We start from the raw sequence: 25,893 nt of genomic DNA on the forward strand, positions 1-25,893 counted from the left end.
CTAATTAAAAAGATTCCAAAAAGGCGCGAGCTTCTGGATGCTGAGATTTCATAAAATTCTCAGGCGATGCCAATTCAACCAACCTTCCGTCTTGCATCAAACCAATTCTAGAGGCTAAAAAAAAAGCTTCTTGAATTCCGTGAGTCACAAAAATCACAGTTTTCCCTAGTTGCTGCTGCAATTGACCGAATTCCCGCTGTAATTCCAGGCGAGTAATGGGATCTAAAGCACCAAACGGTTCATCCATTAATAGCAGCGGAGGATCTGCTGCAAGTGCTCTGGCGACGCCTACACGCTGCCGCTGTCCCCCGGATAACTGATGGGGATAGCGTTTGGCGAAGTGCTGGGGGTCGAGGTTGACTAATTCTAACAGTTGGCGGACGCGAGATTGTATGCGATCGCCCTCCCAGCCTTCCAATTTCGGCACTAAACCAACGTTTTGCTCGACGGTAAAATGGGGAAACAAACCGATTTCTTGAATTACGTAGCCAATTTTTCGCCGCAGTTGAATTGCGTTCCACTGAGTTGTCGGTTTTCCCATGACAAGCACTTCGCCACTGCTTGGCGTTAGTAAATTGTTAATTAATTTCATGGTAGTAGTTTTGCCACTACCGCTGCGTCCTAACAATACTAAAATTTCTCCTTGGAACACTTTAAAATTGAGTTTTTCTACTAAATATCTGCGGTTGAGCCGATATGTAACGTCGAGGCATTCGACAGCAACTTCATTGTTGAGAGCCATGATTAGTTTGGGTGATATTGGTTTTAATAAATCGTCAATCGGCGAGTGTTGCGGGAGAATCCAAAATCCAAAATCTACAATCTAAAATTATCTTGGTTTTGCCATTCTAGCAACAAGGCTCGACATTGGAGGCAAGTTAATTTTTTGAGCAAGTCGCGAATTCCGTCGGGGGTTACAGGATATGCAGCACCGATTAGTTCGGGGTTTACTGTGGCTGTGGGGTGCAATTCTGCTACAAAACCGTAGAGTTTTTGATTGGAGAATGAACTGTTGATTTCCCAGCCTGTGGTGTTGATTGGTTGGATGCGGGCGATCGCACTTTCTGTCACTCCTAGTTCTTTTTTGATTATAGCTGGAACTGTGGCTGCTGGTGTTGCGGCTTCTGGTACGCGACCGCCGGGAAAGTCGAGGGTTGCTGCTGCTACGCCGGCGCGATACATCGGTGAGGGCAACAGCAATTTGTCAGCTTGAATTGTTAAGACGACCACTGAATCTGGTCTTTCTACTCGCCAATATTCTACTATTTGCCCTTCGGTTGTTTCGAGATGTTCGCCAATTAGTTTTACCCAATGAGAGTTGATTTCTACAAATCTGTCTAGAGTTTTCCAGTTGAAATTTTCGGTTGGGTTCATGTTGACAGTTGACAGTTGACAGTTGACAGTTGACAGTTTGTAGGGGCGGCGGATGGTGCGTGCCCGCCCTCTTAGTTGACAGTTGACAGTTGACCGAAGCAAGAAGGAAGAGAGAATAGGGAAGAACGAAGAGGGACAAAATAATTAAGAATATTCTAAGCGTCGGCCATGGTTGCTATAAATTAAATGTTTTGACCGATCGATCGTAATTGATAATTGTCGATCGCCCAAATAGTCGATCGGTCTTTTCAGCTTTGACCCGGTTTTTCGATCTAGATTGTAAATTTTTGCTACAATAGCACACAGAACCCAAGAAAATTCAGTAGCATAGACTACATAATCTAAGTTGATCTGCGCCTTTGGTGATGAGTTGTTGAAACCCCGCAAGGCGTGCTGACTTTTAGCTCTACAGGAGTAGTTATGCAACTGCAAACAGATATTCGTAGTCGGCAACCGCAAGCAACGCTAGCCAGCGCCGCGAGTGCCTTGGACTGGGCAAAATTTGGCTGCGCCGTACCTGCACCAAAATTGGCTCCTTCGATGTGGGTCAAACTGTTCAATCCGCCAACAGCATTCAGTTTTGATGAAGCGTGGTTGTTGTGTCAGTGCTCCGACCAAAAGTGGCTGGCTTGGATTCCTGATTATGGGGAAATTTTGCTGAATACGAATGAATTTTGCGCTACTTAATCGAGAATTAGAGTTTGAAATCCCTATCCTTCGGGTTTCAGAGCATATTTGTGGAATTATCAGGTTTGTAGTGAGGACTTTAGTCCTCAGAAATTAAGAAGGACTAAAGTCCTCACTACAAACCAAGTGAGGACTTTAGTCCTCAGAAATTAAGAAGGACTAAAGTCCTCACTACAAACCAATTGAGTTTTTACACAAAAAGAGCAATAGGTTTTCTATTGCTCTTTTTGTGTAAAAACACTCTTTAGTTTTTGTCTTCAGACAGCGGAACTTACTCGCTTATTTGCAAACTGCACGGTTATTTGCATTTCTGACAATCGTGCCTACTTTGCCATTAATCTGAATCGGGTTCTTGGTGCTGGCCCGGATCAAGCGGGGCTGTTTTGCCAGACATTCTCTGATAGATTCTGACCAGGTGGTGAGAGCGCTGGTGTATTCTGTACGAGTCGCGGGGGCGCGAAACTGCTCGGTAATTAGGTGATCTGTGGTGATGCTAGTGTCAGTAGCAACGTTGGTAATAATTGGAAAGTCAAAGGCTTTGGGTAAAGTTCTTTCAGGAATTTTGCCCGGTACTGTTTGGTAGTTCTTTGAGCCGCCTTTGTAGTCAATACCTGCTTGAGGGGCTGTTTGAGCGAAGGCAGGAATAGGTAAGCTGGCTACCAATACGGTGCAGCAACTCCAAAATAATTTCGATTTCATCCGATTCATCTCCTCAACTTTATGACGGTTAGCACTAATTAGGTAGGGGCAAAACATTAGCTTTAATTTATAAAAAATCTAATGCTAATGAAATTTTATCTTGGTTTTGACCCATCTAATTTATTACCAGACATCTTCAAAAACGTAAAAACTGGTTGGTCTGACAAACTGTAGAATTGTTTCAGTTGAGTGAGACATTTACACATCTGAAGTTGTTACAGCGTTTGGGACTCGGTTTTACCAGAATGATTCATTTTCGATCGATGTCATTGGAACTTTATCAAATTTTGTGTCAGATATCAAGTTTTGTCGATCGCCTGTGGCATTTTAACACTGGTTGAGGGCTCGATCGCCCTTTGAGTGTTACCCGCTATACCAGCGAAAGAAAGATGCTACAGTGCATCGATGGGCGTTTGAGTATTTTCAGGCGACAATAGACAGAGAAGGGGCTTGAAAATAGGTGAGTTTAGTGGAAGATAGTAAGTTTATCGACGTATCGGAAATCATGGGTGTTCCCGCGGCTCCTGCGGGCTACAAGTCTGGGTTTGTGGGTATTATCGGGCGCCCGAATGTTGGCAAATCCACGCTGATGAATCAGTTGGTAGGACAGAAAATTGCGATTACTTCGCCGGTGTCTCAGACGACTCGCAACAGGCTGCGGGGTATCCTGACGACGCCGGAAGCACAAATTATTTTTGTCGATACTCCGGGAATTCACAAGCCACACCACCAATTGGGTAAGGTTTTGGTGCAGAATGCGCGCACGGCGATTCAGTCTGTGGATGTGGTGCTGTTTGTGGTGGATGGTTCGGTGGAATCGGGTGGGGGCGATCGATATATTATCGAAATTCTCAGCAATTGCAAAGTTCCGGTGATTTTGGGGATGAATAAGTTGGACGAACAACCAGAGGATTCCGTGTTGATCGATCGAACTTACGAACAAATTGTCAATCCCGAGTGGCCTGTAGTAAAATTCTCGGCTCTCACGGGCGAGGGTGTGGAACCGCTGCAACAATTGTTAATCCAACATCTGGAGGAAGGCCCCTATTATTATCCGCCAGATTTGGTGACTGACCAGCCGGAACGGTTTATTATGGGCGAGTTGATTCGGGAACAGATTTTGCTGCTGACGCGGGAAGAAGTGCCGCATTCAGTCGCAATCGCGATCGACATCGTTCAAGAAGAAGCGAAGATTACCCGCATTCTGGCGACGATTCACGTCGAACGGGATTCCCAAAAAGGTATTTTAATCGGTAAAAGCGGCAGTATGCTCAAGGCGATCGGCAGTGCGGCCCGGGAACAGATTCAAAAGTTAATTGAAGGTAAAGTATATTTGGAGCTATTTGTCAAGGTGCAGCCGAAATGGCGGCAATCTCGGACTCGTTTGGCAGAATTGGGCTATCGGGTGGAAGAGTGAAACTTTGGTGGTTTGCGGGATGTTCGCGATCGCATCCCTCTTTAAAAACAGTCTGGATTATTGTAAAAAGGCTTCCTGCAAAAAATGTTTGCGCGAGACTAAAATAGGGAATAGAAGTAAACTCCATTACCCATTATACCAATTTTTTATGAGGCTGCATAGAATTTCGATCCCCCCTAACCCCCCTTAATAAGGGGGGGACAAGATTCTTCTCAAAGTCCCCCTTCTTAAGGGGGATTTAGGGGGATCGAGATATGTGCAACTTCATATTAAATTGGTATTACCTACTACCCATTACCTAAAAAAAATGGTCGCTGCAAAAGAAAAGTTTCCCCAACTTACCCCAGCAGAATACTTTGCTTGGGAAGAAAAGCAGCTAGAAAAGCATGAGTATATCGACGGTCAAATCTACGCCATGAGCGGTGGCAGCGTCAATCACGGTCGCCTTGCCATCAGATTTACTGCCATGTTTGATGCTCATTTAGAAAATAGCGGTTGCATAACAGGTAATTCTGATGTCAAAATTAATATTTTTGAATCCAGTAACTATACTTACCCCGATGCCAGCGTCACCTGCGACGATCGCGATAAAACCACAACCCAATACATTACATACCCCTGCTTAATTGTTGAAGTTCTCTCTCCCAGCACTGAGGCTTACGATCGCGGTGGAAAATTTAGAATGTACCGCAAAAATCCAGTCTTACAAGATTATTTATTAGTCAGTTCCACCAGTATCGAAATGGATTTGTATCACAAAAATGATGCTGGTGAATGGCTCATCATTAACTACAAAGAAGGTGATACTATAGAACTAAAAAGCATCAATCTCAGTTTTGCGATCGAACAAGTCTATCGCAACCTCGACCTTACCCCAGAAACAACACCTTAAAATTGAAAAAGCTTGTTACCAATAATGTTTGTCTAAATCGTTTAAATTAGGGGATTATTATGATTGCAGCTAGAGAGCAGGAGCGGTACTTTACGCCTGAAGAGTATTTTGCTTGGGAGGAGAAACAATTAGAAAAACATGAGCTAATCGATGGTCGCGTGTATGCGATGAGTGGGGGCACGCAAAATCATAGTGCGATCGCTATCAATTTCTTATTATCGATTAAAACTCACTTGCGAGGAAATCAATGTAGAGTTTTTAATTCGGATTTAAAGGTTAATATCCTCAATACTCGCAACTATACCTATCCCGATCTGAGTGTCACTTGCGATCGGCGAGATAATTCTAGCCCTCAATATATTACCTATCCCTGTTTGATTGTTGAGGTTTTATCGGATAGTACCGAGGCTTACGATCGCGGCAAGAAGTTTGAAAAATATCGCCGCAATCCGAATTTAATTGATTATGTGTTGGTGAGTTCTGATGAAATGGCGATCGATATTTATCATAAAAATGATGCGGGGGATTGGTTGATTCTGAGCTATCGAGCGGGCGATCGGGTTGAGCTTAAAAGTATTGGGTTGAGTTTGGCGATCGAGCAATTCTATGAAGAAATTGTTTTCGAGCAGCCATCTTGAATTTATTATTAAGAGGGCGATGTAATAATATTGATGTAGAGTTCTAAGAAATCTGTTACCGTTTAAAATATTTGTGCAGCATATGCGTCCGAATGTTGATTCTCAGAAGATAGAACGACTGATGCAAGTCTTGGGCAGAGAGGCTCAGGGTTCAGGCTGCATCTATTTTACGGGTGGTGCTAGTGCCCTACTGATTGGATGGCGGAATTCGACAATTGATATCGATATTCGTCTAGATCCTGAACCCCCAGGCATTTTTGGTGCGATCGCCAAAATCAAACAAGAATTGAATATCAATATCGAACTGGCTTCCCCACAGGATTTCTTACCCACAATTCCGGGGTGGCGTGACAGGAGTATCTTCATTGGCAAATACGGTCAAATCTCGTTTTATCACTATGACTTTATAGCCCAAGCACTCTCCAAAATATCCAGGGGATTCGAGCGGGACATTAAAGATGTTCAAGCCATGTACGAACAGAAATTATTTTCCTTAGAAGAACTGCGTAATAGTTTTGAGAGTATTGCACCCGAATTAATCCGATTTCCCTCTCTTAATCCTGATGCGCTCAGAAGCAGAGTTGAGAACTTCATAAAACGTTTTGAAAGTAACATAGAGGATGGACAGTTATGAACTTAAATGAGTTGCCGGGAGCGGAGCTAATTCTTCCCGGACTTGACGATCTTCATCATGGTAAAACTAACACAGTTGGGTCATTGTTAGTCGCGATCGCGGCAACGCGCCTAGCCGAAGCGGGCTTAGATGTTCCTCTAGAGCGTCTGGCCGCAGAGCCAGAACTGACCCTTTATGCCCGCCTTCAAGATGAACGAGATGATGCTTATCCCTACTACAATGCTTTGCTGAATCGCTTGAATAGCTTTTGCAATGCACTTGAACTTCGTTATATGTAAGAATATGCGTTATGACATTGGGATTATCTTTATCCGATTTATCGGCACTCATGCTGAATATGACAAAGTGGATGCAGAAACCATCTGAGGTAATTATGTACAGCCTACAACCCATTAGAAGCCAAGAAGATTACAAAGCATCGCTGAAAGAAATAGAGCATTTGTTTGAAGCTCCTCAAGGAACTCCAGAATTCGATCGATTAGAAATATTAGTCACCTTAGTTGAAGCCTACGAAAACAAACACGAGCCGATCGTGATGCCTGACCCGATCGAAGCAATTCTTTATTATCTAGAAAGTCGAGGTCTAACTCAACAGCATTCAGTGCGCGAGAGGCAACCCGAAATGAGCGGAGATTTTATGAAGATGGAGAATAATCAAGAGCTAGAGGACGAGTTACGTCCTGAGTATAATTTTAGTAAGATGAAGGGTGGCGTTAGAGGAAAATATGTCGAACGCTATAGGGCAGGAACTAATGTAGTGTTGCTCGTCTTGGACTGAAATCTGTTCTCTAAACTGGTCTGCTAAAAATCCCATATCAAACTATGAACTACCGAGACCACATCACCATCGAAGCAAATAAACGCGGTGGTAAGCCTTGTGTACGCGGCTTGCGAATTACGGTTTATGAAGTGCTTGAGTACCTGGCTTCGGAGATGACCGAAGCAGAAATTCTCGACGATTTTCCCGATTTGACACGAGAAGATTTAAAAGCTTGTATAGCTTATGCTGCTGACCGTGAGCGTCGGTTTATGACCGCGACCTTATCCGCATGAAATTACTTTTTGATGAAAACTTGTCGCCCAAGTTGCCGAATCGTTTGAGCGATCTTTTCCCTAATTCGCTTCACGTTCGAGATGTGGGCATGAAAGCAACGATCGACCCAATAGTTTGGGATTATGCAAAAGACAATAATTTGATGATTGTCTCGAAAGACGCGGATATGCACGACCTGAGCTTAGTATTTGGGAATCCACCGAAAGTTATTTGGCTTCGCCTTGGAAACTGTTCGACATCACAAGTTGAAAATTTGCTGCGTCGGGAGTTCAACGCGATCGAATTATTTTATGAAGATGAGACTTTATCGCTGCTTGCTTTATCATAATGTAATCTAAAATATAATAAAAATAGCTTTTTTCGGTACGACGGCTCATATGTTTGAGCCGAAGCGTGTGGCGAACTTGCTGTAGGAAAGGAGATTCTGATGGGGAGTAAGAAGGAGTTGACATACATCCTCAATCTGCGGTATTATACGGCTATAATCAGTACTTTACCGCATCCAGTCTAATATTGTACCGCAATTGCGATACAATTATAAGATTTATCGGCAGCACAGTAACCAATCTCCAAAAGCTTAAAGTTTCTCGTATGGGATGCTTCGATAAATCTAGTCGTTGCAACTGACGCGAATTTAAAATAGTTTGCTCCGTTAACAGGCGATCGCGCGCAGTTGAACTAAATCGTTATACAGCAGAGAGTTTATCGTGAAGACAGTAAATTCCATCTGCTGTGTAAATGTCGAGATTGCTAAAAAAAACAGGGTTTAGCTTAGCTTTTACGGGTGGGATGGTTATCTACGGCGACGGTAGATGTAGTACTTGTAGTTTGATTATTTAGGTTAGAACGTTAGATACTTTAAGAGAGGTAAAAAAGTAGAGAGAAAAATGAATTCTAAAAAGATTTGGGCTATATGGACAGTATTTTTAATCCTATTGACTGGCTGTGAAGAAATTCATGGGGTTATTTCATTTAAAAAGAATGGCTCAGGAACATTGAGTCTGAGAATCGTAAATTCTGAAAGTCCTAATGAAAGTTCTCAGGTAAATGTTGAAACCTGTCGCAAACTTCTAACTAGCATTGCATGGGATAACGTATCACACGAAAGGATCCGTTCTACGAATAATTCTAGTGGCAGTGATCAATGTGCATATACCTATTCTTTTAACGACTTAGATGAGGTGGAAAAGCTATACAAAGGGTTAGGACTAAAGCTAAATAGGCTTACCATTAATAACGATGAGTTTACATATAAATCTACAGACAAGACCTGTGTTAATGATTTTGATCTTAAATTTACCAAGTCGGTTACTTGGAGTATTGAGCCTCCTGGAAATATAAAATTACATAACGCTGACAAAGTTATCGGGGATAAGTTAATTTGGAACATATCAGGCTCAGACTGTTACGATATATCTGTAGTGTCTGGGATCGCTTCACCTTTGGAAAGATTGCCTGAACCTTCTACAACTCCAGAACAAGCGACATCTAGAGTCCCTGCATCTCCAATATCTTCCGAAAAGTCTGAGTTGAAAGGCTTAACAGGTTTAGAAATAGTAGTAATAACACTGTTTCTGATAGCTGCGCTTAGCATTGTAGCTATTGTAGTAAGAAGAACTGTTATTCATCAAAATGGTTTGGGTGATAATAGTGCAGGTGATAAAGTCATGGGTGATAAAACAAATAACAAATAAGTAAGTAGCTCTTAAGGTAAGGACGCATCAATGAGTAACATATATCAAAGTGGTAAAGGTGACAATATCGCAGGTGATAAGGTCATGGGCGATAAAGTCATGGGTGACAAGATTGGTACCCAAACCAACAACACTCAAGATTTAGCACGCGCTGCTAAAGACATTAAGACTCTGTTAGATCAACTGTCTTTAGATTACCCTGGTGATAGTTCCAGGGTCTTGGGAGCTAAAGCTGTAGATCAAATTGAAAAAAATCCAGAGCTAAAATCTCGAATTTTGCGAGGAGTCAGAGCAGGAAGTTTTGCAGCTTTAGAAAAGATGATTGATCATCCTATTGCTAAGTTCTTTATTGAAGGTGCAAAAGAAGCTCTGAAATCCTAGTACATTCGTGTGAAATTGCAGTATAACAACCCGGCTGGAGCTGACTGTTGTAAGATCTTGGTGGTGATGCGAAGGTTGTTTGCAGCCGCTCAGCCGGAACGTTATCTCACCAACGCTGCCCGATCTTGGAGATGATTCGGAAGCTCGATCGCGAGTTTGACAAATCAGAAAATTGGTAGAATCAATAGAGACGCTTCGATCGCGCACCCATGCAACAAGCTAGTAAATCCAATTTTTTCGCCAAACCTCAAACGAGGAGATTTTTAAATGCCATTGGCTGAACTCAAGTCCAAAATCCAGGAACTTTCAAAAATTGACAAGCTTCGGCTAATGCAGTTTCTGGCAACAGAACTGGTCAAAGAAGAAGATGCAACAAACTTTTTTGTTGCCGATCGAGAGTATCCGGTCTGGTCGCCTTACAATTGCTCTGAGGCTGCCAATGTTTTAATGAATCTTCTGGCAACAAAACAACAAGAACAGAATGATTGACGCTCAGAGATTTCCCTACAAAATCATTGACACCAGTCTTGGCATGGTCGATCGAATGCCGTATCTGCCATTGACACTCAGCCTCAACGATCGATCCTTGAACGCTGAGGGCTTACTAGATACAGGCGCAAGCGTTAATGTTTTGCCCTACGAGTTAGGGCTACAACTGGGCTTAGTCTGGGAAAATGAGACACTCTCAATCGTATTGGCTGGGAATTTGGCTCGATTTGAAGCCCGCGCAGTCGTTGTAAACGGTCGAGTTAGTTCATTCCCAACGCTTAACTTGGCATTTGCCTGGACACAAGCAGCCGATGTGCCTTTGATCTTGGGGCAAGCTAATTTCTTCTTCGAGTTTGAGGTCTGTTTCTTCCGGGCGCGTTCAGAATTTGAAATCCGTCCCAAGCAGAGTGAATAGAAATGAAGGTACTCCCACTATACCGTTATCTCACAAACTCTGTCTGACTTTGGAGATGGTTCGGAAGCTCGATCGAGAATTAAGGATTCCGCCTAAGATTCTCATTTCCACCCGATGAGTCGGTACAAACCCCACTTAACAACAATAGAACCCCATTCCAACAACATTGACATACTCCTCGGCGTGAACGCACGAGGATTCTAATTCATGACTCAATGAAGTCCACTTACTATTTCAAGTTGCCCATCAATAATAGAGGTGGTCTTCTCCTCATGCTTTCCCTCTTTCAAGGCGGATTCCTCTTGCCCAGAGGTACCGTTTTGCCATTCAACACCCAACATTTTCATACCTTTTTTGAGGATGTTGAGCGCCGCATTCCTATCGCGACAAATCTCTAGTCCACAATTAGCGCATGAGTGAGTTCTGGTGCTGAGTGATTTTTTCGCTCTATGGCCGCAATTAGAACAATCTTGAGATGTATAAGCTGGGTTAATCGCAACCACTACTTTATCCCAGATTTTCCCGTAGTATTCCAGCCATTGAATGAATTGATACCAACTAGCATCGGAAATTGACTTAGCCAAGTGATGATTTTTGACCATGTTGGCAATCTGCAAATCTTCATACACCACGACATCGTTAGACATCACTACGTTTCGGGCAAGCTTGATCGCCCAATCTTTCCGCTGGCGTTGGATTTTGAGATGAACTTTTCCTAGTCGTTTCCGTGCTTTATGGTAGTTGTTTGATTGAGGTTTTGCACCTTTAACAAACTTCTTGCTTAACCGTCTAGCAGCTTTTTTTAATTTGCATTCAGACTTTCGCAAGAACTGAGGGTAGATGACAGCATGATTGTTTTGGTCTTTGGTGAAATATTTCAACCCTAGATCCAATCCTACAATATCACCTGTATACACTCCTTCCTCTTTGCGGATGGCATCAAAGCAAAATTGAGCATAATACCCATCCGCTCGTCTCACTACCCTGACACGGTTGATTTTTAAGGTGTGGAGGTCTGACCGTGTTTCTTTGTTGCAAAATAGCGATAAAGTTCCAATCTCAAAACCATCTGTGAAGTTAATACTCATACAATCTTCGGATAGTTTCCATCCTGAAACCTTATATTCTACTGAGCGACAATGTTTTTTAAACTTAGGATAACCCTTCTTTTTCGCACCTTCTTTACATCTAGTATAAAAGCTAGAGATAGCTGCCCAAGCACGTTCTACGCTAGCTTGTCTGGCTGCTGAGTTCAATTTCTTAGCGAAAGGAAACTCTTTAGCTAGATCCTTGCATAGTGTATACAAGTTTGCCTTACCAACTTTTTCGTTATCCATCCAAAATCTCACAGCTTTATTTCTAATGAACTGCGCTGTCTGGATGGCTTCGTCGAGTGCTGAATACTGCTCTCCTGTTCCGTTTTTTAGCTTTGCTTCTCTTACTATCATGAAACTATATTACCATGCCTAATCACTTTCTATTCAGCATAGTCCCAAATAAAGCCGTCGTGAACGACGGGGCTTTTACCCAAATTTTTGGTAAAGTAAACTGAGAGCAGCCCCATTCGCCCCAATTGACCTATGCCACGTTGGTTCAATACCGCTGGCCCTTGCCAAAAAGACATTCATTATATGTTACCAGCAACCCGTCGCCTCCCAAATTTAGAGCGACTAATTGCTCAGCAAAGCTATTTCGTCATCCATGCACCCCGACAAGTGGGAAAAACCACGGCCATGCTGGCTTTAGCCAAGCAACTTACCGATAGCGGACAATACACTGCGATCGTTGTTTCAGTAGAGTTAGGTTCGCCCTTTAATGACAATCCACAACAAGCCCAAGCGGCGATTTTAAGTTCTTGGCGAAGTGAGGCGCGAGTCTATTTGCCACCGGAGCTCCAGCCACCACCAAAACAAGAAATGGAGGTGGGACAAGGAATTGAAGAAACCTTGCGGCAGTGGGCACAAACTTCACCTCGCCCTTTAGTAGTCTTCATTGATGAAATTGATTCGCTGCAAAATGAAGTATTGCTATCGGTTTTGCGTCAATTACGCAATGGTTATCCCTCTCGTCCTCGTGCGTTTCCGCAATCGGTGGGCTTAATCGGTTTGCGGGATGTTCGCGATTACAAAGTGGCTGCGGGGGGAAGCGATCGCCTCAATACATCCAGTCCGTTTAATATTAAAGTGCGATCGATTACGCTCAGAGATTTTAATGCCTCAGAAGTCGCAGAACTCTACGCGCAACATACCCAGGATACCGGACAAGTTTTTACACCGGAAGCCGTAGCATTAGCTTTTGAATTAACACAAGGACAACCTTGGTTGGTGAATGCTTTAGCCAAAGAAATTGTCGAAGAATTAGTTATTGATGAATCTATAGAAATTACACCCGAACATATTTTAGAAGCTAAAGAAATTCTGATTAAACGACAAGATACACATTTGGATAGTTTGGCTGAACGACTGCGAGAAAACCGAGTCAAAGCAATTATCGAGCCCATACTAGCCGGACAAGAATTGCCAGAATCTTCTAATGACGATCGCCAATACCTCGTAGATTTGGGTTTGCTAAAACGAGATCCGGCCGGGGGCTTAGTTATTGCTAATCCGATTTATCGAGAAGTGTTGCCGCGAGTTTTGGCCCAAGGCCCGCAAGATAGTTTACCGACGATCAGTCCGAGTTGGTTGAATCCTCGCGGTGAACTGATCACCGAAGCACTCCTGCAAGCGTTTCTCGGCTTTTGGCTGCAACATGGCGAACCGTTACTCAAAAGTGCGTCTTACCCCGAAATTGCTCCACATTTGGTGTTGATGGCGTTTCTGCATCGGGTGATTAATGGTGGGGGAACGTTGGAGAGGGAATATGCGATCGGGCGAGACAGGATGGGTTTGTGTTTGCGTTACGGTGAAGTCACATTAGGTATTGAATTAAAGGTTTGGCGGACTCGGAAAGTAGATCCGTTGAGTAAAGGGTTGGAACAGTTAGATGGATATTTGGCTAGATTGGGACAGGATGAGGGGTGGTTGGTAATATTCGATCGGCGCGAGAATGCACCGGAGTTGGAAGAGCGATTGAAAACCGAAATTCAGGTTAGTCCAATGAGAAGAACGATTACGGTGATTCGTGCGTGAAAATGTAATCTAAAATATAATAAAGATAGCTTTTTTCGGTACGACGGCTCATATGTTTGAGCCGAAGCGTGCAGCGAACTCGATCTAGGAAACGAGATTCTGATGGGGAGTAAGAAGGGGTTGACATACATCATCGAGCTGCGGTATTATTCGATTATATCCAGTATTGTACCCCAATTGCAATATCATTATAAGATTTATCGACAGCACGGTAACAAATCTGCAAAATATCAAAGCTTATCGTATGGGATGCTTCGATAAATCTAATCATTGCAACTGACGCGAATTTAAGATTGTTAGCTTCGTCGAGAGGCGATCCTCTTCGAGTGCTTCGCTAACGCGCACAGTTGAACTAAATCGTTAGGCTTCCTCGAAGGCAGAGATTGTTAATAGTGTTCAAAACGAAGCAGGTTTTGCCTTTCCAAGGCTAGTTGTTAAAATAATTTTGAGAGGGAAAAATGTGGGATCGGATAAAGCTGCTTAGTAAACTTGGAGAGGGTGGCATGGGTGAGGTACATCTTGCATACGACCCATCTCGCGCCGCCCAGTTTGCTGTAAAAAAACTGCATCCACATCTTCTTCGTAATAAAGATAAAGTGAGATTTCGTAGAGAAATTGATAATCTTCGTATGCTTGAACATCCAAACATTGTGCGAATCATTGATTTCTCAGAAGATTCAAATGCGCCTGGATACATGATGGAATACTGTCCTGACGGTTCTATAGCAGGTGTTGTATCGCAGACCTGCCATAGCTCAGAGCATGCACTTGAGATTTACTGGCAGATAGCTAGAGGCTTAAAATTTGCACACAATTCTCCGGGAATGATTATCCATCGTGACATTAAGCCTGGTAACATTCTTTTAGGAGCTGATGGTAATGCAAAAATTAGCGATTTTGGGTTAAGTGTTGCGATGGAAAGTGAAGATGTAAGAGTAACTACCTCAAATTGGAATAGCCCATTCTTTAGCCCTCCTGAGCAGTATCGTGATTTTGCAAGTGTTGATAGAAGAGGAGACATCTACTCTCTTGGTGCAACTCTTTACTATTTACTAACAGGCGAATATTATGATGTCACTACTGGCTTATCAAAATTGCAGGACCCATTGAAACGCTTTCTAGAAAAGCATCTTGCCGAGAACAGAGACAATAGGTTTAACAGCCTAGAAGAGGCTGAAGATTTTTGGCAACGATTAAATAGCAATGATGAAGTGCAACGTTATTCTACCTTGCGCCAAGATGAGAAGCTTAACTCAATAGAGAATTTTTTTGATGTTTTTTGCGGAATGGATAATGATTTAGTGCATACAAGCCACGCTGCTTATTTTCTTGATGAAGTAGCCAAGCTCGAAACCGATCCAGATATAATTCAACGCATACAAGAATGTAGATCCTATGTGGAGGAAGTGTGTCGGCAAATAGCAGCCGAGATGGAACAAGATAATCCCGCGTACTAATAGAATAGAAGCCTAACAACGGCGCTGCACCGGAACGTTCTAGTATGGTTGGTTGAGTCGAAGAATTTGTTTGCGTCCGGTGAGCGCGATCGTTATCTCGCAAACTCTGCCTGATTTTGGAGATAGTTCGGAAGCTCGATCGAGAGCTTGACCTACAGAAAATTGGTAGAATAAACAGAGCTGTAAGGCAATGGCAGCCGGTTTGACTTGTACGAATGGGAAAGGTGATGGCTTTTTCTTGAATCGTGAAACATGGCGGGCATTTAAAGCCTGCATAATATTTGCCAAAACTATCAATCGGACATAATCGCCCATGAAGAAATTCCTGACTATCCTCGCCAGTACGATCGCGATCGCCACACCCACGCTATTCGTAGACCACACTACCCTACTCGCCCAAGCCCAAACCCAAGAATCACAGCTCAAAACCCACGCGATCGGCAATCTGACCTTCAAAGCACCCCGAAATTGGCTCGAAAATCCCAGGGGCGCAAGTGCGAATAGCCTTACTTTACACAACAAAAAGTTCCCCGATAGAGGCGGTGGATTTGCCCCCAAGGGTTTGATTCGCGTGCTTGCAACCATCAGTGAGGAAAACCTGGAAACCGCTATGAAACCGAGTTCGAGAGAAATTCCTAAGACGACGATTAAGACAGAACGTCTAACCATTAACGGTAAAAAAGCAGTGCGCTTGTATGAAGACTATAACGACGGGTTTCCCGCAGGCATTGTCACCTATGTTGCCACAGGAAAAAAAGAAACAATTATGCTAGGAACTTTCTACTCCGACAGTGATACAGAAAAACAAGTTCAGCAAATTCAAGATTCGATTCGCATTACTAAATAACGGTCAAGGACTTAAATTCGGCACGTTTAACAAGAAGGCTTTTTCCAACTGGTTGAGTCAACAATCCCCGTACCTTGATAGTCGGGGAGTGTCAACAACAACTATCAAGGCAACTCCACTGAACTGGGTTTAGCAATATGAGGCAAGCCCCAGCCCAATTTTTCCCGCAAAATGTGGAAAAACTCAAAAGATTGTATCCGAACAAAGCGGGCTGGGTAGGGCGATCGCTCCACTTGCACCCAATCCTCTGGCAGAACATAACATCCGCCGTTGCCATCTACCACCATTACCAGGCGGTTGGGACTGGCAGGTAAAATTTTGACCGGTTCGGTGTTGGAAAACACCAAAGCCCGCGAAGCCATTGAATGAGGGCAAATGGGTAGCAATTGCAGCACCGGCACTCCCGGAATAATTACAGGCCCGCCGGCTGACAGCGCGTAGGCTGTCGATCCTGTCGGAGTCGAGATAATTACCCCATCTGCGGCAATATCCACAGAAGCGTGATTCCCGATCGCCACTTCAAAATGACACATACAAGTCAACGGTTCGCGATGCAGCACCATTTCATTGAGACAAAGGGCTTCCCAAAGGCAGTCGTTTTCTCGAAACAGTCGCACGGCCAACATCGATCTTTCTTCTATTTCGTATTCTCCGGCGATCGCCTTTTCCAAAGCTTGCGGGAGCAAGTTTAGGTAAGTTTCTGTTAAAAAGCCCATGTGACCGGTATTGACAGTCAGCAGCGGCACTCCGATGGGAGCAACTTGGCGAAATGCCGACAGCACCGTACCGTCGCCACCCAAAACCACCGCAAACTCCATGTCGCTGTCAAAACCGGGGGGGACAAGTTGGTCGATCGGAGTGTGGCACATGGGGCGATCTGGGCTAGAATAGCCCAAAATTCCCCCGGCACCGGAAACCGCACAGACCTCCCAGCCGCGGGCAGTCAGCTTGTCTTTCAACTCTTCGGCGATGCGACAAGAGACTGGTTTAACGTCGTTGTATATAATCCCAGCTTTCGGCACTTTAAAATGTAAAAGGCATTTTTTGTTTACTCCGTTTTTTAGTCTTAAGCTGCTCGTACTCTATTTCCCTGAGCTTCTTCATAATCAGACTGAAGTATTCTTCCAGATAAGATTCCAAAGTTGTAGTTTCTTTGGGGTCTAATCCGAAGACACTGTAAACGTCATCCATCGGAGCTTTCAAGGGTTTTCCGGCTGCTAAAACTTCTGAAAAAGCCAATCTGTCAGCTACGTTCCAACTCCACTGAAAGAACTTAGCAAATTGACGGGTAGCCTGCAACAAGGCATCTGGCGTGCGGGTGATTTTGGCTTGTTTGCCAGAAAGGCGCTCGCACAACCGCACGATTTCTTCTGCATCCCAAGCGCGATTTCCCACCACCGGAAAGCTTTTTTTCTCGGTTTCAGGAACAGAAAGGGCTCGGACGGCAAACTTCGCTACGTCCTGAGTGTTCATGTAGGCAAGGGCTGACGGCTTGTTGGGCAGCCAGACTCCCTGACCGTCCAAAATCGGCATTGCGTACAGGCTCAGCAGTCCTTGCAAAAAGCCGCAAGGTCTCAATATTGTGTAGTCTAGACCGGATTCTGCTAAGAATAGCTCGGTACAGCGCTTAATTTCCAACAAGGGGACTTGCGGATATTTTTCGGCGTCTAGAAATGAAAAGAATATGTAACGCTTGATGCCTGCTGCTGCTGCTGCTTGGATCAGCGATACTTTTCCGTCCCAGTCTACTCTTTTAATGCTGACAGAATCTGCCGCGCTGGCTGTTGCTGCATCGATGATAGCAGTGACGCCTTCTAGTGCAGGAATTAAGCTGTCAGGCTGGCAAAGGTTCCCCGGTACGAGTTCGGCGCCCCATTCTTTCAAAAAGGCCGCTTTTCTGTAATTTCTGACTAAACAACGCACCTGGTAGCCCTCGTCTAGGGCGCGGCGGGCTATTTGACGGCCGAGGGTGCCGGTGGCTCCTACAATCAATAAAGTCATCTAGGGATTAATTTATGAATCTTAAACTTTCTATAAGATAGTATCAGGTTTTCGTTATGTTTTTTATAAAAACTTAACAAAAACCTGAATATTTCTCATTTTCGGCTGGAGAGCCTAAGCAGCACGCTGGCGTTGAGGTGTCATGCAGAAGCTAGAAGGGTTGACCTAGAAGACTTCTGAATGATTGTTACAAAAATTTATTCTTCGCCGCCTTGCAGTTTGAGCAGGAGGAAGCCTCCGCCTATACCCACGAAAATTAGGGAAAAGGACAAAAAGGCTGCATTGAAAATTTCAGGATTCATGATCTATAGACCTAATTGGACGATCGCATTAAGTAAAAATAATAATATAATTTGGGCCAACCAGCTACATGAATGCTAAGATCTCACCGAAAAACGAGCGGATGCCCTGGGCTAAGGACATGGGGAGGTAAGCGGCTGCGAATTCAAGTCTCCTTGAATTATCCATAGTATCTCACAGTGTGATATAATTGGGAGATGGAACAAACATTGACTATAGTTTGCAAACTTCAACCTACTCCCGAACAAGCCATCAAAGTAGATGACTTGTTGAAGGCGTTCGCAGATGCTTGCAACTATGTGAATGAGCAGGTAAAACCAGGAATAACTAGCAAAACTACTATTCAAACCTTGGTTTATCAGGATATTCGCGCTCGGTTTGGTTTGAGCGCCAATCAAGCCGTCAGAGTTTGCGCCAGAGTCGGAGCTAATAGAAAAACCACGAAGTTCAAAGGCGAAACGGTGAAATCGTTTAGTCCAACTTCGGCAGACTATGACGCTCGGATCTTTGACTTCAGGGAGAAGGATCAAACCGTCAGCCTGACACTGTTGGGCAGTCGCGAGCGGATTCGGGTCGTGCTTGCCAACTATCAGGCAGGTAAATTGAAGGGACGTAAGCCCACCTCTGCTCAACTGTGCAAGCACGGTGATGGACGGTTTTATATGCACATCCAAGTAACGGACGATGCGCCAGACCCGATCGAGGGTGACAAGGTAATCGGCGTTGACTTGGGACGTAGAGACATTGCCGTAACCTCTGAGGGTGACAAATGGGACGGAAAACAGACTACAGAAACTAGAGATAAATTTGCCAGAGTCAGAGCGTCTCTCCAGAGCAAAGCTTCCAAAGGCACAAGGTCTACTCGCCGCAGGGCAAGGCAGATTTTGAAACGGCTGTCGGGGCGTGAACGTCGCTATCAGACTTGGCCCAAGCATAACATCAGCAAATTGATTGTCCTGTCTGCACTTCAAGGTAATTCAATGATTGCGATTGAAGACTTGACGGGCATTCGAGAACGCACCAATGAACTGCCTAGAAATAAGACTGAGCGTAGGCGCTTTAACAGTTGGGCATTCTTCCAACTGCGATTATTTCTGAGCTACAAGAGTGTGAAGTATGGCGTGAAGTTGATTGCAGTTAACCGGGCATACACTAGCCAGACTTGCCACAAGTGCTTGCACATCCATCCGGTCAAAGGTAAGTCCTATCGCTCTGGCAAGTCGTTCAAGTGTGGGCATTGCGGCAATCAATGTGATGCGGATGAAAATGCTTCAAAGGTGATTTCAATCGTTGGAGCGGCAGTAAATCCGCTCGGAGGTTCGGTGTTGTCTTGCCACCTTGCAGACTACATCAGGGCTACTGAAAGCCCCCGGCTTAAGGCCGTGGGGTAGTTTACTGCTGAAATTTCTGTATTTTTTGGGGAGAAAACTGCCTTGAGTCTCGATCGGCAATCAAAACTAGCTGTAACTCTGGGAGATCCGGCAGGAATTGGCCCGGAAGTTATTCTCAAGGCTTTGGCAGATCCGGCTGCTGCTTTGATGGTGACGGTTTTTGGATCTAGGATGATTTTGCAACAAACTTACGATCGGTTGCGATCGATCGATCGGGCTACAACAGCAGCAAATCCCGCAACATTAAACATTATTGATATCGAACCAGACAGCAAGTGGGGTTCCATTATCCCCGGTGTCGGGAATGCGGCTAGTGGGGCAGCTAGCTTTGAGTATATGGAAAAGGCGATCGCCCGTACCCTTGGCGGCGAATTTTGTGCGATCGTCACCGGCCCCATCTCCAAAACTTGCTGGCAGGCCGCAGGTTACAATTACCCCGGACAAACAGAACTTCTCGCAGAAAGGTCGAAATCGCAGCGGTTCGGAATGCTGTTTGCCGCCACATCTCCCCACAGCGGTTGGACGCTGGTAACTTTACTCGCTACCACACATATTCCTCTGCGTCAAGTACCCGAGGCTTTGACTCCAGAGTTGCTGAGTGAAAAACTAGAATTGCTGATCGAGTGTTTGCGCGAAGATTTTGGGATAGAAAAACCAAAAATAGCGATTTCTGGCTTAAATCCTCACAGCGGCGAAAATGGCAAACTGGGAAGTGAAGAGCAAGACTGGATGATACCGTGGTTGAAAGCGCAGCGCGATCGTTTTCCTCAAGTGCAATTAGACGGGCCAATCCCCCCGGATACCATGTGGGTAAAACCGGCTAAAGTTTGGTACGGCTTAGCCAAAGAAGCTCACGACGGTTACTTGGCAATGTACCACGACCAAGGCTTGATTCCAGTCAAATTGATGGCCTTCGACAAAGCAGTCAACACTACAATTGGCTTACCCTTTGTCCGTACATCTCCAGATCACGGCACAGCTTTTGATATTGTAGGTCAAGGAATTGCCGATGCCTCCAGCATGACAGCAGCGTTGCAGTTGGCGGCCCAGTTGGCTAGTCGCAGAGCACCAGTTAAAATAGGGCGATAGCCTTAATTAAGTCTGACACTGTGCAAAATTGTGTCATAAAAATTAATACGGGATGCGAGAAACAAGCGAGTCTTTAGACCTTCCTAGGGAAGCGGCACGAGGGACTTTAGTCCCTGTCTCTTTTCTTTCCTTCTTTCTTTCTTTCTAAAGATTTTATTGAGCGAGCTTGAGATATCTAGTATAATAACTGAAACTAGACAAATCAACCAATATTCAGGAAAATAGAGGTGACTAAAACCCAAAAAACCATGGGAGTTCAGCAAGTATTACTGTCTCCAACCAAAGAAGTTAAAGCATTGTTGGAGTATCTCTGCCAACAATCAGGTAAACTTTACAACAGTGGGGTTTATTTGGCTCGTCAAACTTTTTTTAAGACCGGAAAACTGTTGACGGGAAAGTTTGACTTATCTTTTGAATCGTCAGTTACAAAATCAATGGTTGCTAAGTCGTTGCCATCAACGCCAATGCAGCAAACATTGATGTCAGTCACGGAAGCCTTCAAATCTTTTAAAGAATTAAGAGATTTGTACATCAAAGGTCAACTGCATTTCCAGCCCAAGCCACCGGGATACCTGACAGGTTCTAAGTTGTTCAAAGTGGCTTATCCAAATTCGGGAGGTTTAAGACCTAAGCTTATTGACAATCAGTTAAGATTTTCCTTGGGTTTAACAGTGAAGCGATGGTTTGGAGTTTCTGAATTCTTTTTACCTATGCCATCGAATCTTGATTTTTCCCAAGTGAAAGAGTTTACAATTCTCCCTAAAAATGGCGCTTTTTATCTGGAAATGTCCTACGAGGTTGAAAAAAAACAACATAATCTAGACATTAGTCAAGCGTTATCAATTGACTTGGGAACTGCTGATAATTTAGCAGCTTGTGTTGATACATTAGGAAATTCCTTCTTGATTGATGCTCGTGCTATGAAAGCGATGAATCAATTATGGAACAAAAAAGTAGCAACCAGAAAAGAAGGAAAGCCAGAAGGTTATTGGGATAGTTGGTTAGACGGTGTTACCCGAAAACGTAACCACCAAATGCGTGATGGTATCAATAAGGCTGCTAAGTTGATTGCTAACCATTGTCTTAAAATCGGAATTGGTACACTGATAGTTGGGTGGAATGAAGGTTTTAAGTCTAACAGTAATCTAGGTAAAGCGAACAATCAAAAATTTGTTCAAATGCCTTTAGGTAAACTGAAAAATAGGTTAAAAGAACTGTGTGATTTGCACGGTGTCAGGTTTGTTGAAACTGAAGAAGCATATACATCGAAAGCTAGTTTTTTAGATGGTGACTCCCTACCCAAATATGGTGAAAAACCATCGTGGTGGAAAGCATCTGGAAAACGGATTAAACGTGGCTTGTATCAGTCAGCTAATGCTTTGATGGTGAATGCAGACTTAAATGGTGCTGCAAATATTCTGAGAAAAGTAGCCAGTAAGTTAGGTGTAAGCTTAAACCAACTGGGTAGACGGTCTTTGACGACCGTAGCGAGAGTTAGACTTTGGGTATTATCCAAGCCTATTCTGTCCGCAAAATCTCAGCGGCTTCAGCCCGCTTGAGTGTCAATCCTATTGATGTTCGCTGGTGTCAGGCGACAAGCAAGCTGGTCATTTTAGTCGATCGGTTAAAATCAGATTTTGGTAGCACAGTATGGCAGCATCTAATGATAATTCAGGGAACATATATCAGTCAGAAACAGAGGTGTCAGATGCAAATCTGGCAAGTTCTAAAGCAGGAGATCAACTTCAGGAATTGCTAATCATATTAACTGAAATTCAGTTATTGAAGCAATCAAAAAAAGAATCTATCGAGCTGAAGTTACCGCTCTCTGAAAAGTCAGCAGAGCGACTTGAGGAAGAGGAAAATCGGCGCAACCAATTGTCTTTTTTGATCGAATCACCTGCGGTTGTACCGGAAGTATTGAATAATCATGAAGAGATACCACCTCAAAGACGACAAAACAAGAACGAAGAAGCAGGCTTATCTAGAATCGCTAATTTAGCAAACAATGAGCCACCGTCGGAAGAAGATTTAGAAAAAGCAGTCGAAGAGTTTAAACGGTTGCAGGAACTGTTGTTTGAAAGGGATTTGCCGGAATTTTACAGTAATATTTTCAGCGTAGAACAAAGGTTAGAAAATTTTGAGAAACTAATGTCTGAGCCGAAAGAATTGATGAATTTATTGAAACCTTTAATTCCCGAATTAGTGAGAGAAGAGCTAGAGCGGTTGAAGTTTCAATTAAACCAGGCGATAGAACTCGTCGGCAACGATAAAATCAATCGCCTGGAAGTTCAGGCAAAATTAGCGGATTTGGAAAATCAAATTTCTGATTTCAACCAGCAGCAATTGGGAAATTCAGAACAGTTAGTTAAACGGCTAATGTTGATGGTGGGAGATCTGCTCAACCGCAAGGTAGAGGAGTCTAAGTTAGAGGTGACTTCGGCGATCGCACCGACAATCAATCAAGTAGTTGAAAATCAAAACGGACTGGAAGAACAAGTAGTCATAATTGAAGAGAAACTTGCGACTGTTCAGCAGCGTTACCAGCAGCAACCGGAAGATATTATCAAACAGTTAGTCCCGGTAGTTAGCGATTTGCTCGCCCGCAAAATTAGTGAATTAAAGTTAGAAGTTGTCGAAACACTCGCACCTTCAGTACAGGTAAGAATAGCTTGGGTAGAAATAGAAGAAAAAGTATTGAGCATCGTCGAGCGCCGACTAGCTACCCAAGAGTCGCCAATTCAGACGCCAGAAGAGATTATGGCGATGCTAATGCCAGCAATCACGGATTTTCTGAACCGGAAAATTGATGAATCAAAATTAGAGGTAGCAGCAGCGATCGAACCTTTGATTCAATCAGCGATTCTGCAACGAGAAATTCCCGGAAAATTGAGCGATGTCGAAAGTAGGCTCAATAATCTTCAGCGCCAGCAAAAATCTCAGCCGGAAGAAATCATGGCAAGGTTGATGCCGTTAATGATTGAGTCGCTAAGCCGGAAAATTGACGAGACAAAGTTAGAGATGAGAGAGACGATCGCACCTGCTGTCGATACTGCTATTCAAAACAGCGGTATTGCAGCAAAAATATTGCAAAATGAAAGTAAGATTGTCGAAGTTCAGCAGCAAGTTTTAGGCGAGATCGAGGGGTTGATGGGCAGAATCATGCCCGCGATCTTGGAAATGCTGTCCGGAAGCATTCGGGACGCTAAGCTAGAGATAGAATCTGCGATCGCCCCTACTGTCGATGCGATCGTTCAGAACAAAAAGATTGATGAAAGACTCGGAAATATCGAACAAAAAATTGTGGCGATCGAACACCGGATTTATCAATCGACAGACTTGTTTACAGATTTACTCAAACCCTTGATTGATGAGCTGATGGTTAGCCATCACTCCCAACTAGAAAAATCGGTCATAGAATCTATTTTACCGTTATTAGATGAAGTGGTAGGTTATAATTACAATCTCAACAGTAAAGTACAGGAACTAGAACGCAAAATAACTGATGCTGAATGGGGAGGCGATCGGGCAGAATTAATGGCCCGAATTAAAAGCATCTTTCCCGAAATGATGATCCAAACAATTAATGACTCTAGAAAATTATTTACCGAAACTCTAGCTCCGATAATTGATGAAGTAATTAATACCAAAATTCGAGAAAATCGGCAGTCGTTTGGAGTAGCCCTAGCGCCTTCTATTCCTGTGGGAATCAGCCACAGAATTAGTGAATATCCCGATGAAATTGCCATAGCGCTGGCGCCGGAAATAGCCTCGGCAATCAAACAGCAAATCACTATCAAGCGAGAAGCAATGTCGGATGCACTTTATCCGATCATAGGCAGCACAATTTTAAAATACATAGGCGAGACGATGCGCGAGATTAACGAAAAGTTGGAGCAATCGTTAAGTCCTGAGGCGATCGCTCGCAAAATTAAAGCCAAATTGCAGGGAATTTCTGAAGCAGAATTGCTAATGCAAGCAACAGCACCGCTGACTGTTAAAGCTGTATTTTTGATTCAAAAAAACTCTGGCTTGTTAATTTCAGGAGTGCAGCCGCCTGAAAGCGAAGAGCTAGAATCAGAAATGGTAGCAGGGATGCTGACTGCTATCCGCTCTTTTGTCAACGACTGTATATCTAAATCGGGAAATCTTGCAGAGATTGATGCGGTACAATACGGGACATCTTCGATAGTATTGGAAGTAGCAGGTTCGTGTTATCTAGCAGTAGTGATCGAAGGAGGAACCCGCCAGTGGTTTAAGTACAAAATGCGAGCGATATTCAAGAATATTATTGAAGAATACGGAGAGCAAATTCAGGCATTTAACGGAGATCCAACCCGTGTACCTCCAGAAGTAAACTTGAACTTGCAAAAATTAATCGATACAGAGGTAAAAATTAAACCTGCTAAGATTCCAATTTTACCAGTTATCGGTTTGGCCGCGTTAGGTTTAATTGGCGTAGGTTGGGGCATTCATGAATACCGCAGCGGAATTGCAGCGACTTTAGAAGCAGATACAAATTTAGCTTTACAATCTGCTCCCGACTTATCGGTTTATCGACTCGCGGCAGATGTTAAAGATAGAGTATTAGAGATTTCGGGACGAGTACCGAATCAAAAGCTGCGAGTGAAAGCGGAAAAAATTGCTCAGCAAGCAGCTCCCAAATTAAGAATTGACAATAAAATTATAGCCGTTGAAGTACCTCCCGATCCGGTTTTAACCGAAGCTGATGTCAAGCGGACTGTGGCTCTTTTGAATAAATTAGAAAGTATTAATATCTCGGCTCGCTATGCAGAGGGAAAAGTCGCGATTGCAGGTAGTGTGAGCAAAGCAACGGATGCTCAGAAAATTACTCAAGCTTTCGAGAAAATTCCGGGGGTAAAGTCTGTAACAAATACAGTGGGAATCGGAACTCAACCGCCGTCACTGCCAATAGAAGTTCGCCTTTATTTCGGTGCTGGTTCAGCAATTTTGGCGCCGAAAGACATAGCACAAAAACTGAGCAAAGTCAAAGAATATATGGAGGAAAATAGCACGACTAATTTGAGGGTAATTGGCTACAGCGATTTTAAAAGTAGTCCTGTGGAAAATCAAAAGTTGGCGCTGGAAAGGGCGACAAATGTGAAAGCTGCTCTAGTTAAAGAAGGGATAAATGGCAATAGAATACAAGTTGCTTCTACGAAGGGTCGTCGTGAAGGTGTGGAGGCTAATCAACCGCTGTGGATGAGCAGATTAGTAGTATTTGAGGTGGTAAATTAAAGTGGTAATGGGGAATTGGGAATTGGGAATTGGGCATAGGGAAT

At 43.8% G+C, this 25,893-nt stretch carries 30 protein-coding genes; 22 read left to right on the top strand and 8 right to left on the bottom strand.

Features of this window, described 5'->3' with window-relative positions; translation table 11 throughout:
• Positions 1-4 precede the first annotated feature (4 nt).
• A complete protein-coding gene (locus QZW82_RS24640) occupies positions 5-742 on the bottom strand; it encodes an ATP-binding cassette domain-containing protein (protein ID WP_293154272.1) in 738 nt (245 codons plus the stop codon).
• A gap of 74 nt (positions 743-816) precedes the next feature.
• The gene (locus QZW82_RS24645; RefSeq protein WP_293154275.1) at positions 817-1,476 is read right to left on the bottom strand and encodes an NUDIX hydrolase; all 660 of its coding nucleotides are present in this window, start codon (positions 1,474-1,476) and stop codon (positions 817-819) included.
• 318 nt (positions 1,477-1,794) lie between these two features.
• Here QZW82_RS24645 and QZW82_RS24650 point away from each other — a divergent pair, with 318 nt between their 5' ends.
• Positions 1,795-2,061: a hypothetical protein gene (locus QZW82_RS24650; protein WP_293154278.1), complete on the top strand. Its 267-nt coding sequence runs from the start codon at positions 1,795-1,797 to the stop codon at positions 2,059-2,061.
• A 279-nt stretch (positions 2,062-2,340) separates the two neighbouring features.
• Here the strand turns inward: QZW82_RS24650 and QZW82_RS24655 are convergent, their stop codons facing one another.
• Complete coding sequence (locus tag QZW82_RS24655; RefSeq protein WP_293154280.1) at positions 2,341-2,760, bottom strand: hypothetical protein; 420 nt, start codon at positions 2,758-2,760, stop codon at positions 2,341-2,343.
• Positions 2,761-2,945: 185 nt separating this feature from the next.
• Between QZW82_RS24655 and QZW82_RS24660 the strand changes: the two genes are divergently transcribed.
• The 14 genes from QZW82_RS24660 to QZW82_RS24725 all read left to right on the top strand — a co-directional run bounded on the left by QZW82_RS24660 (position 2,946) and on the right by QZW82_RS24725 (position 10,374).
• Positions 2,946-3,101 carry a hypothetical protein gene (locus QZW82_RS24660; RefSeq protein WP_293154282.1) on the top strand — a complete coding sequence of 52 codons (156 nt, stop codon included), beginning with the start codon at positions 2,946-2,948 and terminating at the stop codon, positions 3,099-3,101.
• Between the two features lie 164 nt (positions 3,102-3,265).
• Positions 3,266-4,177, top strand: a complete 912-nt coding sequence (gene era / locus QZW82_RS24665) for a GTPase Era (RefSeq protein ID WP_293154379.1) — start codon at positions 3,266-3,268, stop codon at positions 4,175-4,177.
• 307 nt (positions 4,178-4,484) lie between these two features.
• Positions 4,485-5,069 (top strand): Uma2 family endonuclease, encoded by a 585-nt coding sequence (locus QZW82_RS24670; RefSeq protein ID WP_293154285.1) that lies wholly within the window; start codon positions 4,485-4,487, stop codon positions 5,067-5,069.
• Between the two features lie 59 nt (positions 5,070-5,128).
• Positions 5,129-5,707, top strand: coding sequence for a Uma2 family endonuclease (locus QZW82_RS24675; RefSeq protein ID WP_293154289.1), 579 nt, complete (start codon positions 5,129-5,131; stop codon positions 5,705-5,707).
• An 82-nt stretch (positions 5,708-5,789) separates the two neighbouring features.
• On the top strand, positions 5,790-6,341 hold the full coding sequence (locus tag QZW82_RS24680) for a DUF6036 family nucleotidyltransferase (RefSeq protein WP_293154382.1): 552 nt from the start codon (positions 5,790-5,792) through the stop codon (positions 6,339-6,341).
• A complete protein-coding gene (locus QZW82_RS24685) occupies positions 6,338-6,619 on the top strand; it encodes a hypothetical protein (RefSeq protein WP_293154292.1) in 282 nt (93 codons plus the stop codon). The genes QZW82_RS24680 and QZW82_RS24685 overlap by 4 nt, the downstream gene beginning before the upstream one ends.
• A 4-nt stretch (positions 6,620-6,623) precedes the next feature.
• Entirely contained in the window at positions 6,624-6,707 is an 84-nt protein-coding gene (locus tag QZW82_RS24690) for a type II toxin-antitoxin system HigB family toxin (RefSeq protein WP_293154385.1), read from the top strand.
• Positions 6,691-7,119, top strand: a complete 429-nt coding sequence (locus QZW82_RS24695; RefSeq protein ID WP_293154295.1) for a hypothetical protein — start codon at positions 6,691-6,693, stop codon at positions 7,117-7,119. Before QZW82_RS24690 ends, QZW82_RS24695 begins: the two co-directional genes overlap by 17 nt.
• Before the next feature lie 44 nt (positions 7,120-7,163).
• Entirely contained in the window at positions 7,164-7,394 is a 231-nt protein-coding gene (locus QZW82_RS24700; protein ID WP_096829650.1) for a DUF433 domain-containing protein, read from the top strand.
• Complete coding sequence (locus tag QZW82_RS24705) at positions 7,391-7,723, top strand: DUF5615 family PIN-like protein (RefSeq protein WP_293154306.1); 333 nt, start codon at positions 7,391-7,393, stop codon at positions 7,721-7,723. The genes QZW82_RS24700 and QZW82_RS24705 overlap by 4 nt, the downstream gene beginning before the upstream one ends.
• Before the next feature lie 559 nt (positions 7,724-8,282).
• The gene (locus QZW82_RS24710; protein ID WP_293154309.1) at positions 8,283-9,089 is read left to right on the top strand and encodes a hypothetical protein; all 807 of its coding nucleotides are present in this window, start codon (positions 8,283-8,285) and stop codon (positions 9,087-9,089) included.
• 30 nt (positions 9,090-9,119) lie between these two features.
• Positions 9,120-9,470 carry a hypothetical protein gene (locus QZW82_RS24715; protein WP_293154312.1) on the top strand — a complete coding sequence of 117 codons (351 nt, stop codon included), beginning with the start codon at positions 9,120-9,122 and terminating at the stop codon, positions 9,468-9,470.
• Positions 9,471-9,737: 267 nt separating this feature from the next.
• Positions 9,738-9,959 carry a hypothetical protein gene (locus QZW82_RS24720; protein ID WP_293154315.1) on the top strand — a complete coding sequence of 74 codons (222 nt, stop codon included), beginning with the start codon at positions 9,738-9,740 and terminating at the stop codon, positions 9,957-9,959.
• The gene (locus QZW82_RS24725) at positions 9,952-10,374 is read left to right on the top strand and encodes a hypothetical protein (RefSeq protein WP_293154318.1); all 423 of its coding nucleotides are present in this window, start codon (positions 9,952-9,954) and stop codon (positions 10,372-10,374) included. The genes QZW82_RS24720 and QZW82_RS24725 overlap by 8 nt, the downstream gene beginning before the upstream one ends.
• 212 nt (positions 10,375-10,586) lie before the next feature.
• Here the strand turns inward: QZW82_RS24725 and QZW82_RS24730 are convergent, their stop codons facing one another.
• The gene (locus QZW82_RS24730) at positions 10,587-11,822 is read right to left on the bottom strand and encodes a transposase (protein ID WP_293154321.1); all 1,236 of its coding nucleotides are present in this window, start codon (positions 11,820-11,822) and stop codon (positions 10,587-10,589) included.
• Positions 11,823-11,954: 132 nt separating this feature from the next.
• On the opposite strand from QZW82_RS24730, the gene QZW82_RS24735 reads away from it, so the two are divergent.
• A complete protein-coding gene (locus tag QZW82_RS24735) occupies positions 11,955-13,505 on the top strand; it encodes an ATP-binding protein (RefSeq protein WP_293154324.1) in 1,551 nt (516 codons plus the stop codon).
• Between the two features lie 458 nt (positions 13,506-13,963).
• A complete protein-coding gene (locus QZW82_RS24740) occupies positions 13,964-14,962 on the top strand; it encodes a serine/threonine-protein kinase (RefSeq protein ID WP_293154327.1) in 999 nt (332 codons plus the stop codon).
• Between the two features lie 39 nt (positions 14,963-15,001).
• Here QZW82_RS24740 and QZW82_RS24745 read toward each other — a convergent pair whose 3' ends face one another.
• The gene (locus QZW82_RS24745; protein WP_293154330.1) at positions 15,002-15,277 is read right to left on the bottom strand and encodes a hypothetical protein; all 276 of its coding nucleotides are present in this window, start codon (positions 15,275-15,277) and stop codon (positions 15,002-15,004) included.
• Here QZW82_RS24745 and QZW82_RS24750 point away from each other — a divergent pair.
• Entirely contained in the window at positions 15,276-15,809 is a 534-nt protein-coding gene (locus QZW82_RS24750; RefSeq protein WP_293154333.1) for a hypothetical protein, read from the top strand. The two genes, QZW82_RS24745 and QZW82_RS24750, sit on opposite strands and share 2 nt — an antisense overlap.
• A 104-nt stretch (positions 15,810-15,913) precedes the next feature.
• On the opposite strand, the gene QZW82_RS24755 is transcribed toward QZW82_RS24750, so the two are convergent.
• The 3 genes from QZW82_RS24755 to petM all read right to left on the bottom strand — a co-directional run bounded on the left by QZW82_RS24755 (position 15,914) and on the right by petM (position 18,112).
• The gene (locus QZW82_RS24755; RefSeq protein ID WP_293154336.1) at positions 15,914-16,831 is read right to left on the bottom strand and encodes an NAD(+) kinase; all 918 of its coding nucleotides are present in this window, start codon (positions 16,829-16,831) and stop codon (positions 15,914-15,916) included.
• A gap of 1 nt (position 16,832) precedes the next feature.
• Positions 16,833-17,810 carry an NmrA family NAD(P)-binding protein gene (locus QZW82_RS24760; RefSeq protein WP_293154339.1) on the bottom strand — a complete coding sequence of 326 codons (978 nt, stop codon included), beginning with the start codon at positions 17,808-17,810 and terminating at the stop codon, positions 16,833-16,835.
• A gap of 197 nt (positions 17,811-18,007) precedes the next feature.
• Positions 18,008-18,112 carry a cytochrome b6-f complex subunit PetM gene (petM, locus tag QZW82_RS24765; protein ID WP_172189541.1) on the bottom strand — a complete coding sequence of 35 codons (105 nt, stop codon included), beginning with the start codon at positions 18,110-18,112 and terminating at the stop codon, positions 18,008-18,010.
• Positions 18,113-18,307: 195 nt separating this feature from the next.
• Between petM and QZW82_RS24770 the strand changes: the two genes are divergently transcribed.
• The 4 genes from QZW82_RS24770 (at position 18,308) to QZW82_RS24785 (ending at position 25,849) form a co-directional block, all read left to right on the top strand.
• The gene (locus tag QZW82_RS24770; RefSeq protein WP_293154346.1) at positions 18,308-19,501 is read left to right on the top strand and encodes a transposase; all 1,194 of its coding nucleotides are present in this window, start codon (positions 18,308-18,310) and stop codon (positions 19,499-19,501) included.
• A gap of 42 nt (positions 19,502-19,543) precedes the next feature.
• On the top strand, positions 19,544-20,590 hold the full coding sequence (pdxA, locus tag QZW82_RS24775) for a 4-hydroxythreonine-4-phosphate dehydrogenase PdxA (protein WP_293154349.1): 1,047 nt from the start codon (positions 19,544-19,546) through the stop codon (positions 20,588-20,590).
• 227 nt (positions 20,591-20,817) lie between these two features.
• Positions 20,818-22,149 (top strand): transposase, encoded by a 1,332-nt coding sequence (locus QZW82_RS24780; protein WP_293154352.1) that lies wholly within the window; start codon positions 20,818-20,820, stop codon positions 22,147-22,149.
• 91 nt (positions 22,150-22,240) lie between these two features.
• Positions 22,241-25,849: a BON domain-containing protein gene (locus tag QZW82_RS24785; RefSeq protein ID WP_293154355.1), complete on the top strand. Its 3,609-nt coding sequence runs from the start codon at positions 22,241-22,243 to the stop codon at positions 25,847-25,849.
• Positions 25,850-25,893: the final 44 nt, after the last annotated feature.

The organism is Microcoleus sp. bin48.metabat.b7b8b9.023 (genome assembly GCF_013299185.1).
Taxonomy (GTDB): domain Bacteria; phylum Cyanobacteriota; class Cyanobacteriia; order Cyanobacteriales; family Microcoleaceae; genus Microcoleus.

Bases quoted from the DNA above. Each gene is read 5' to 3' on its own strand.
- QZW82_RS24705 (WP_293154306.1), top strand. From the start codon at position 7,391: ATGAAATTACTTTTTGATGAAAACTTGTCGCCCAAGTTGCCGAATCGT.
- QZW82_RS24700 (WP_096829650.1), top strand. From the start codon at position 7,164: ATGAACTACCGAGACCACATCACCATCGAAGCAAATAAACGCGGTGGT.
- QZW82_RS24770 (WP_293154346.1), top strand. From the start codon at position 18,308: ATGGAACAAACATTGACTATAGTTTGCAAACTTCAACCTACTCCCGAA.
- QZW82_RS24760 (WP_293154339.1), bottom strand. From the start codon at position 17,810: ATGACTTTATTGATTGTAGGAGCCACCGGCACCCTCGGCCGTCAAATA.
- QZW82_RS24680 (WP_293154382.1), top strand. From the start codon at position 5,790: ATGCGTCCGAATGTTGATTCTCAGAAGATAGAACGACTGATGCAAGTC.
- QZW82_RS24740 (WP_293154327.1), top strand. From the start codon at position 13,964: ATGTGGGATCGGATAAAGCTGCTTAGTAAACTTGGAGAGGGTGGCATG.
- QZW82_RS24725 (WP_293154318.1), top strand. From the start codon at position 9,952: ATGATTGACGCTCAGAGATTTCCCTACAAAATCATTGACACCAGTCTT.
- QZW82_RS24715 (WP_293154312.1), top strand. From the start codon at position 9,120: ATGAGTAACATATATCAAAGTGGTAAAGGTGACAATATCGCAGGTGAT.
- QZW82_RS24650 (WP_293154278.1), top strand. From the start codon at position 1,795: ATGCAACTGCAAACAGATATTCGTAGTCGGCAACCGCAAGCAACGCTA.
- QZW82_RS24675 (WP_293154289.1), top strand. From the start codon at position 5,129: ATGATTGCAGCTAGAGAGCAGGAGCGGTACTTTACGCCTGAAGAGTAT.
- QZW82_RS24785 (WP_293154355.1), top strand. From the start codon at position 22,241: ATGGCAGCATCTAATGATAATTCAGGGAACATATATCAGTCAGAAACA.
- QZW82_RS24720 (WP_293154315.1), top strand. From the start codon at position 9,738: ATGCCATTGGCTGAACTCAAGTCCAAAATCCAGGAACTTTCAAAAATT.
- QZW82_RS24730 (WP_293154321.1), bottom strand. From the start codon at position 11,822: ATGATAGTAAGAGAAGCAAAGCTAAAAAACGGAACAGGAGAGCAGTAT.
- QZW82_RS24640 (WP_293154272.1), bottom strand. From the start codon at position 742: ATGGCTCTCAACAATGAAGTTGCTGTCGAATGCCTCGACGTTACATAT.
- QZW82_RS24685 (WP_293154292.1), top strand. From the start codon at position 6,338: ATGAACTTAAATGAGTTGCCGGGAGCGGAGCTAATTCTTCCCGGACTT.
- QZW82_RS24670 (WP_293154285.1), top strand. From the start codon at position 4,485: ATGGTCGCTGCAAAAGAAAAGTTTCCCCAACTTACCCCAGCAGAATAC.
- QZW82_RS24655 (WP_293154280.1), bottom strand. From the start codon at position 2,760: ATGAAATCGAAATTATTTTGGAGTTGCTGCACCGTATTGGTAGCCAGC.
- QZW82_RS24750 (WP_293154333.1), top strand. From the start codon at position 15,276: ATGAAGAAATTCCTGACTATCCTCGCCAGTACGATCGCGATCGCCACA.
- QZW82_RS24745 (WP_293154330.1), bottom strand. From the start codon at position 15,277: ATGGGCGATTATGTCCGATTGATAGTTTTGGCAAATATTATGCAGGCT.
- petM (WP_172189541.1), bottom strand. From the start codon at position 18,112: ATGAATCCTGAAATTTTCAATGCAGCCTTTTTGTCCTTTTCCCTAATT.
- era (WP_293154379.1), top strand. From the start codon at position 3,266: ATGGGTGTTCCCGCGGCTCCTGCGGGCTACAAGTCTGGGTTTGTGGGT.
- QZW82_RS24735 (WP_293154324.1), top strand. From the start codon at position 11,955: ATGCCACGTTGGTTCAATACCGCTGGCCCTTGCCAAAAAGACATTCAT.
- QZW82_RS24710 (WP_293154309.1), top strand. From the start codon at position 8,283: ATGAATTCTAAAAAGATTTGGGCTATATGGACAGTATTTTTAATCCTA.
- QZW82_RS24690 (WP_293154385.1), top strand. From the start codon at position 6,624: ATGCGTTATGACATTGGGATTATCTTTATCCGATTTATCGGCACTCAT.
- QZW82_RS24695 (WP_293154295.1), top strand. From the start codon at position 6,691: ATGCAGAAACCATCTGAGGTAATTATGTACAGCCTACAACCCATTAGA.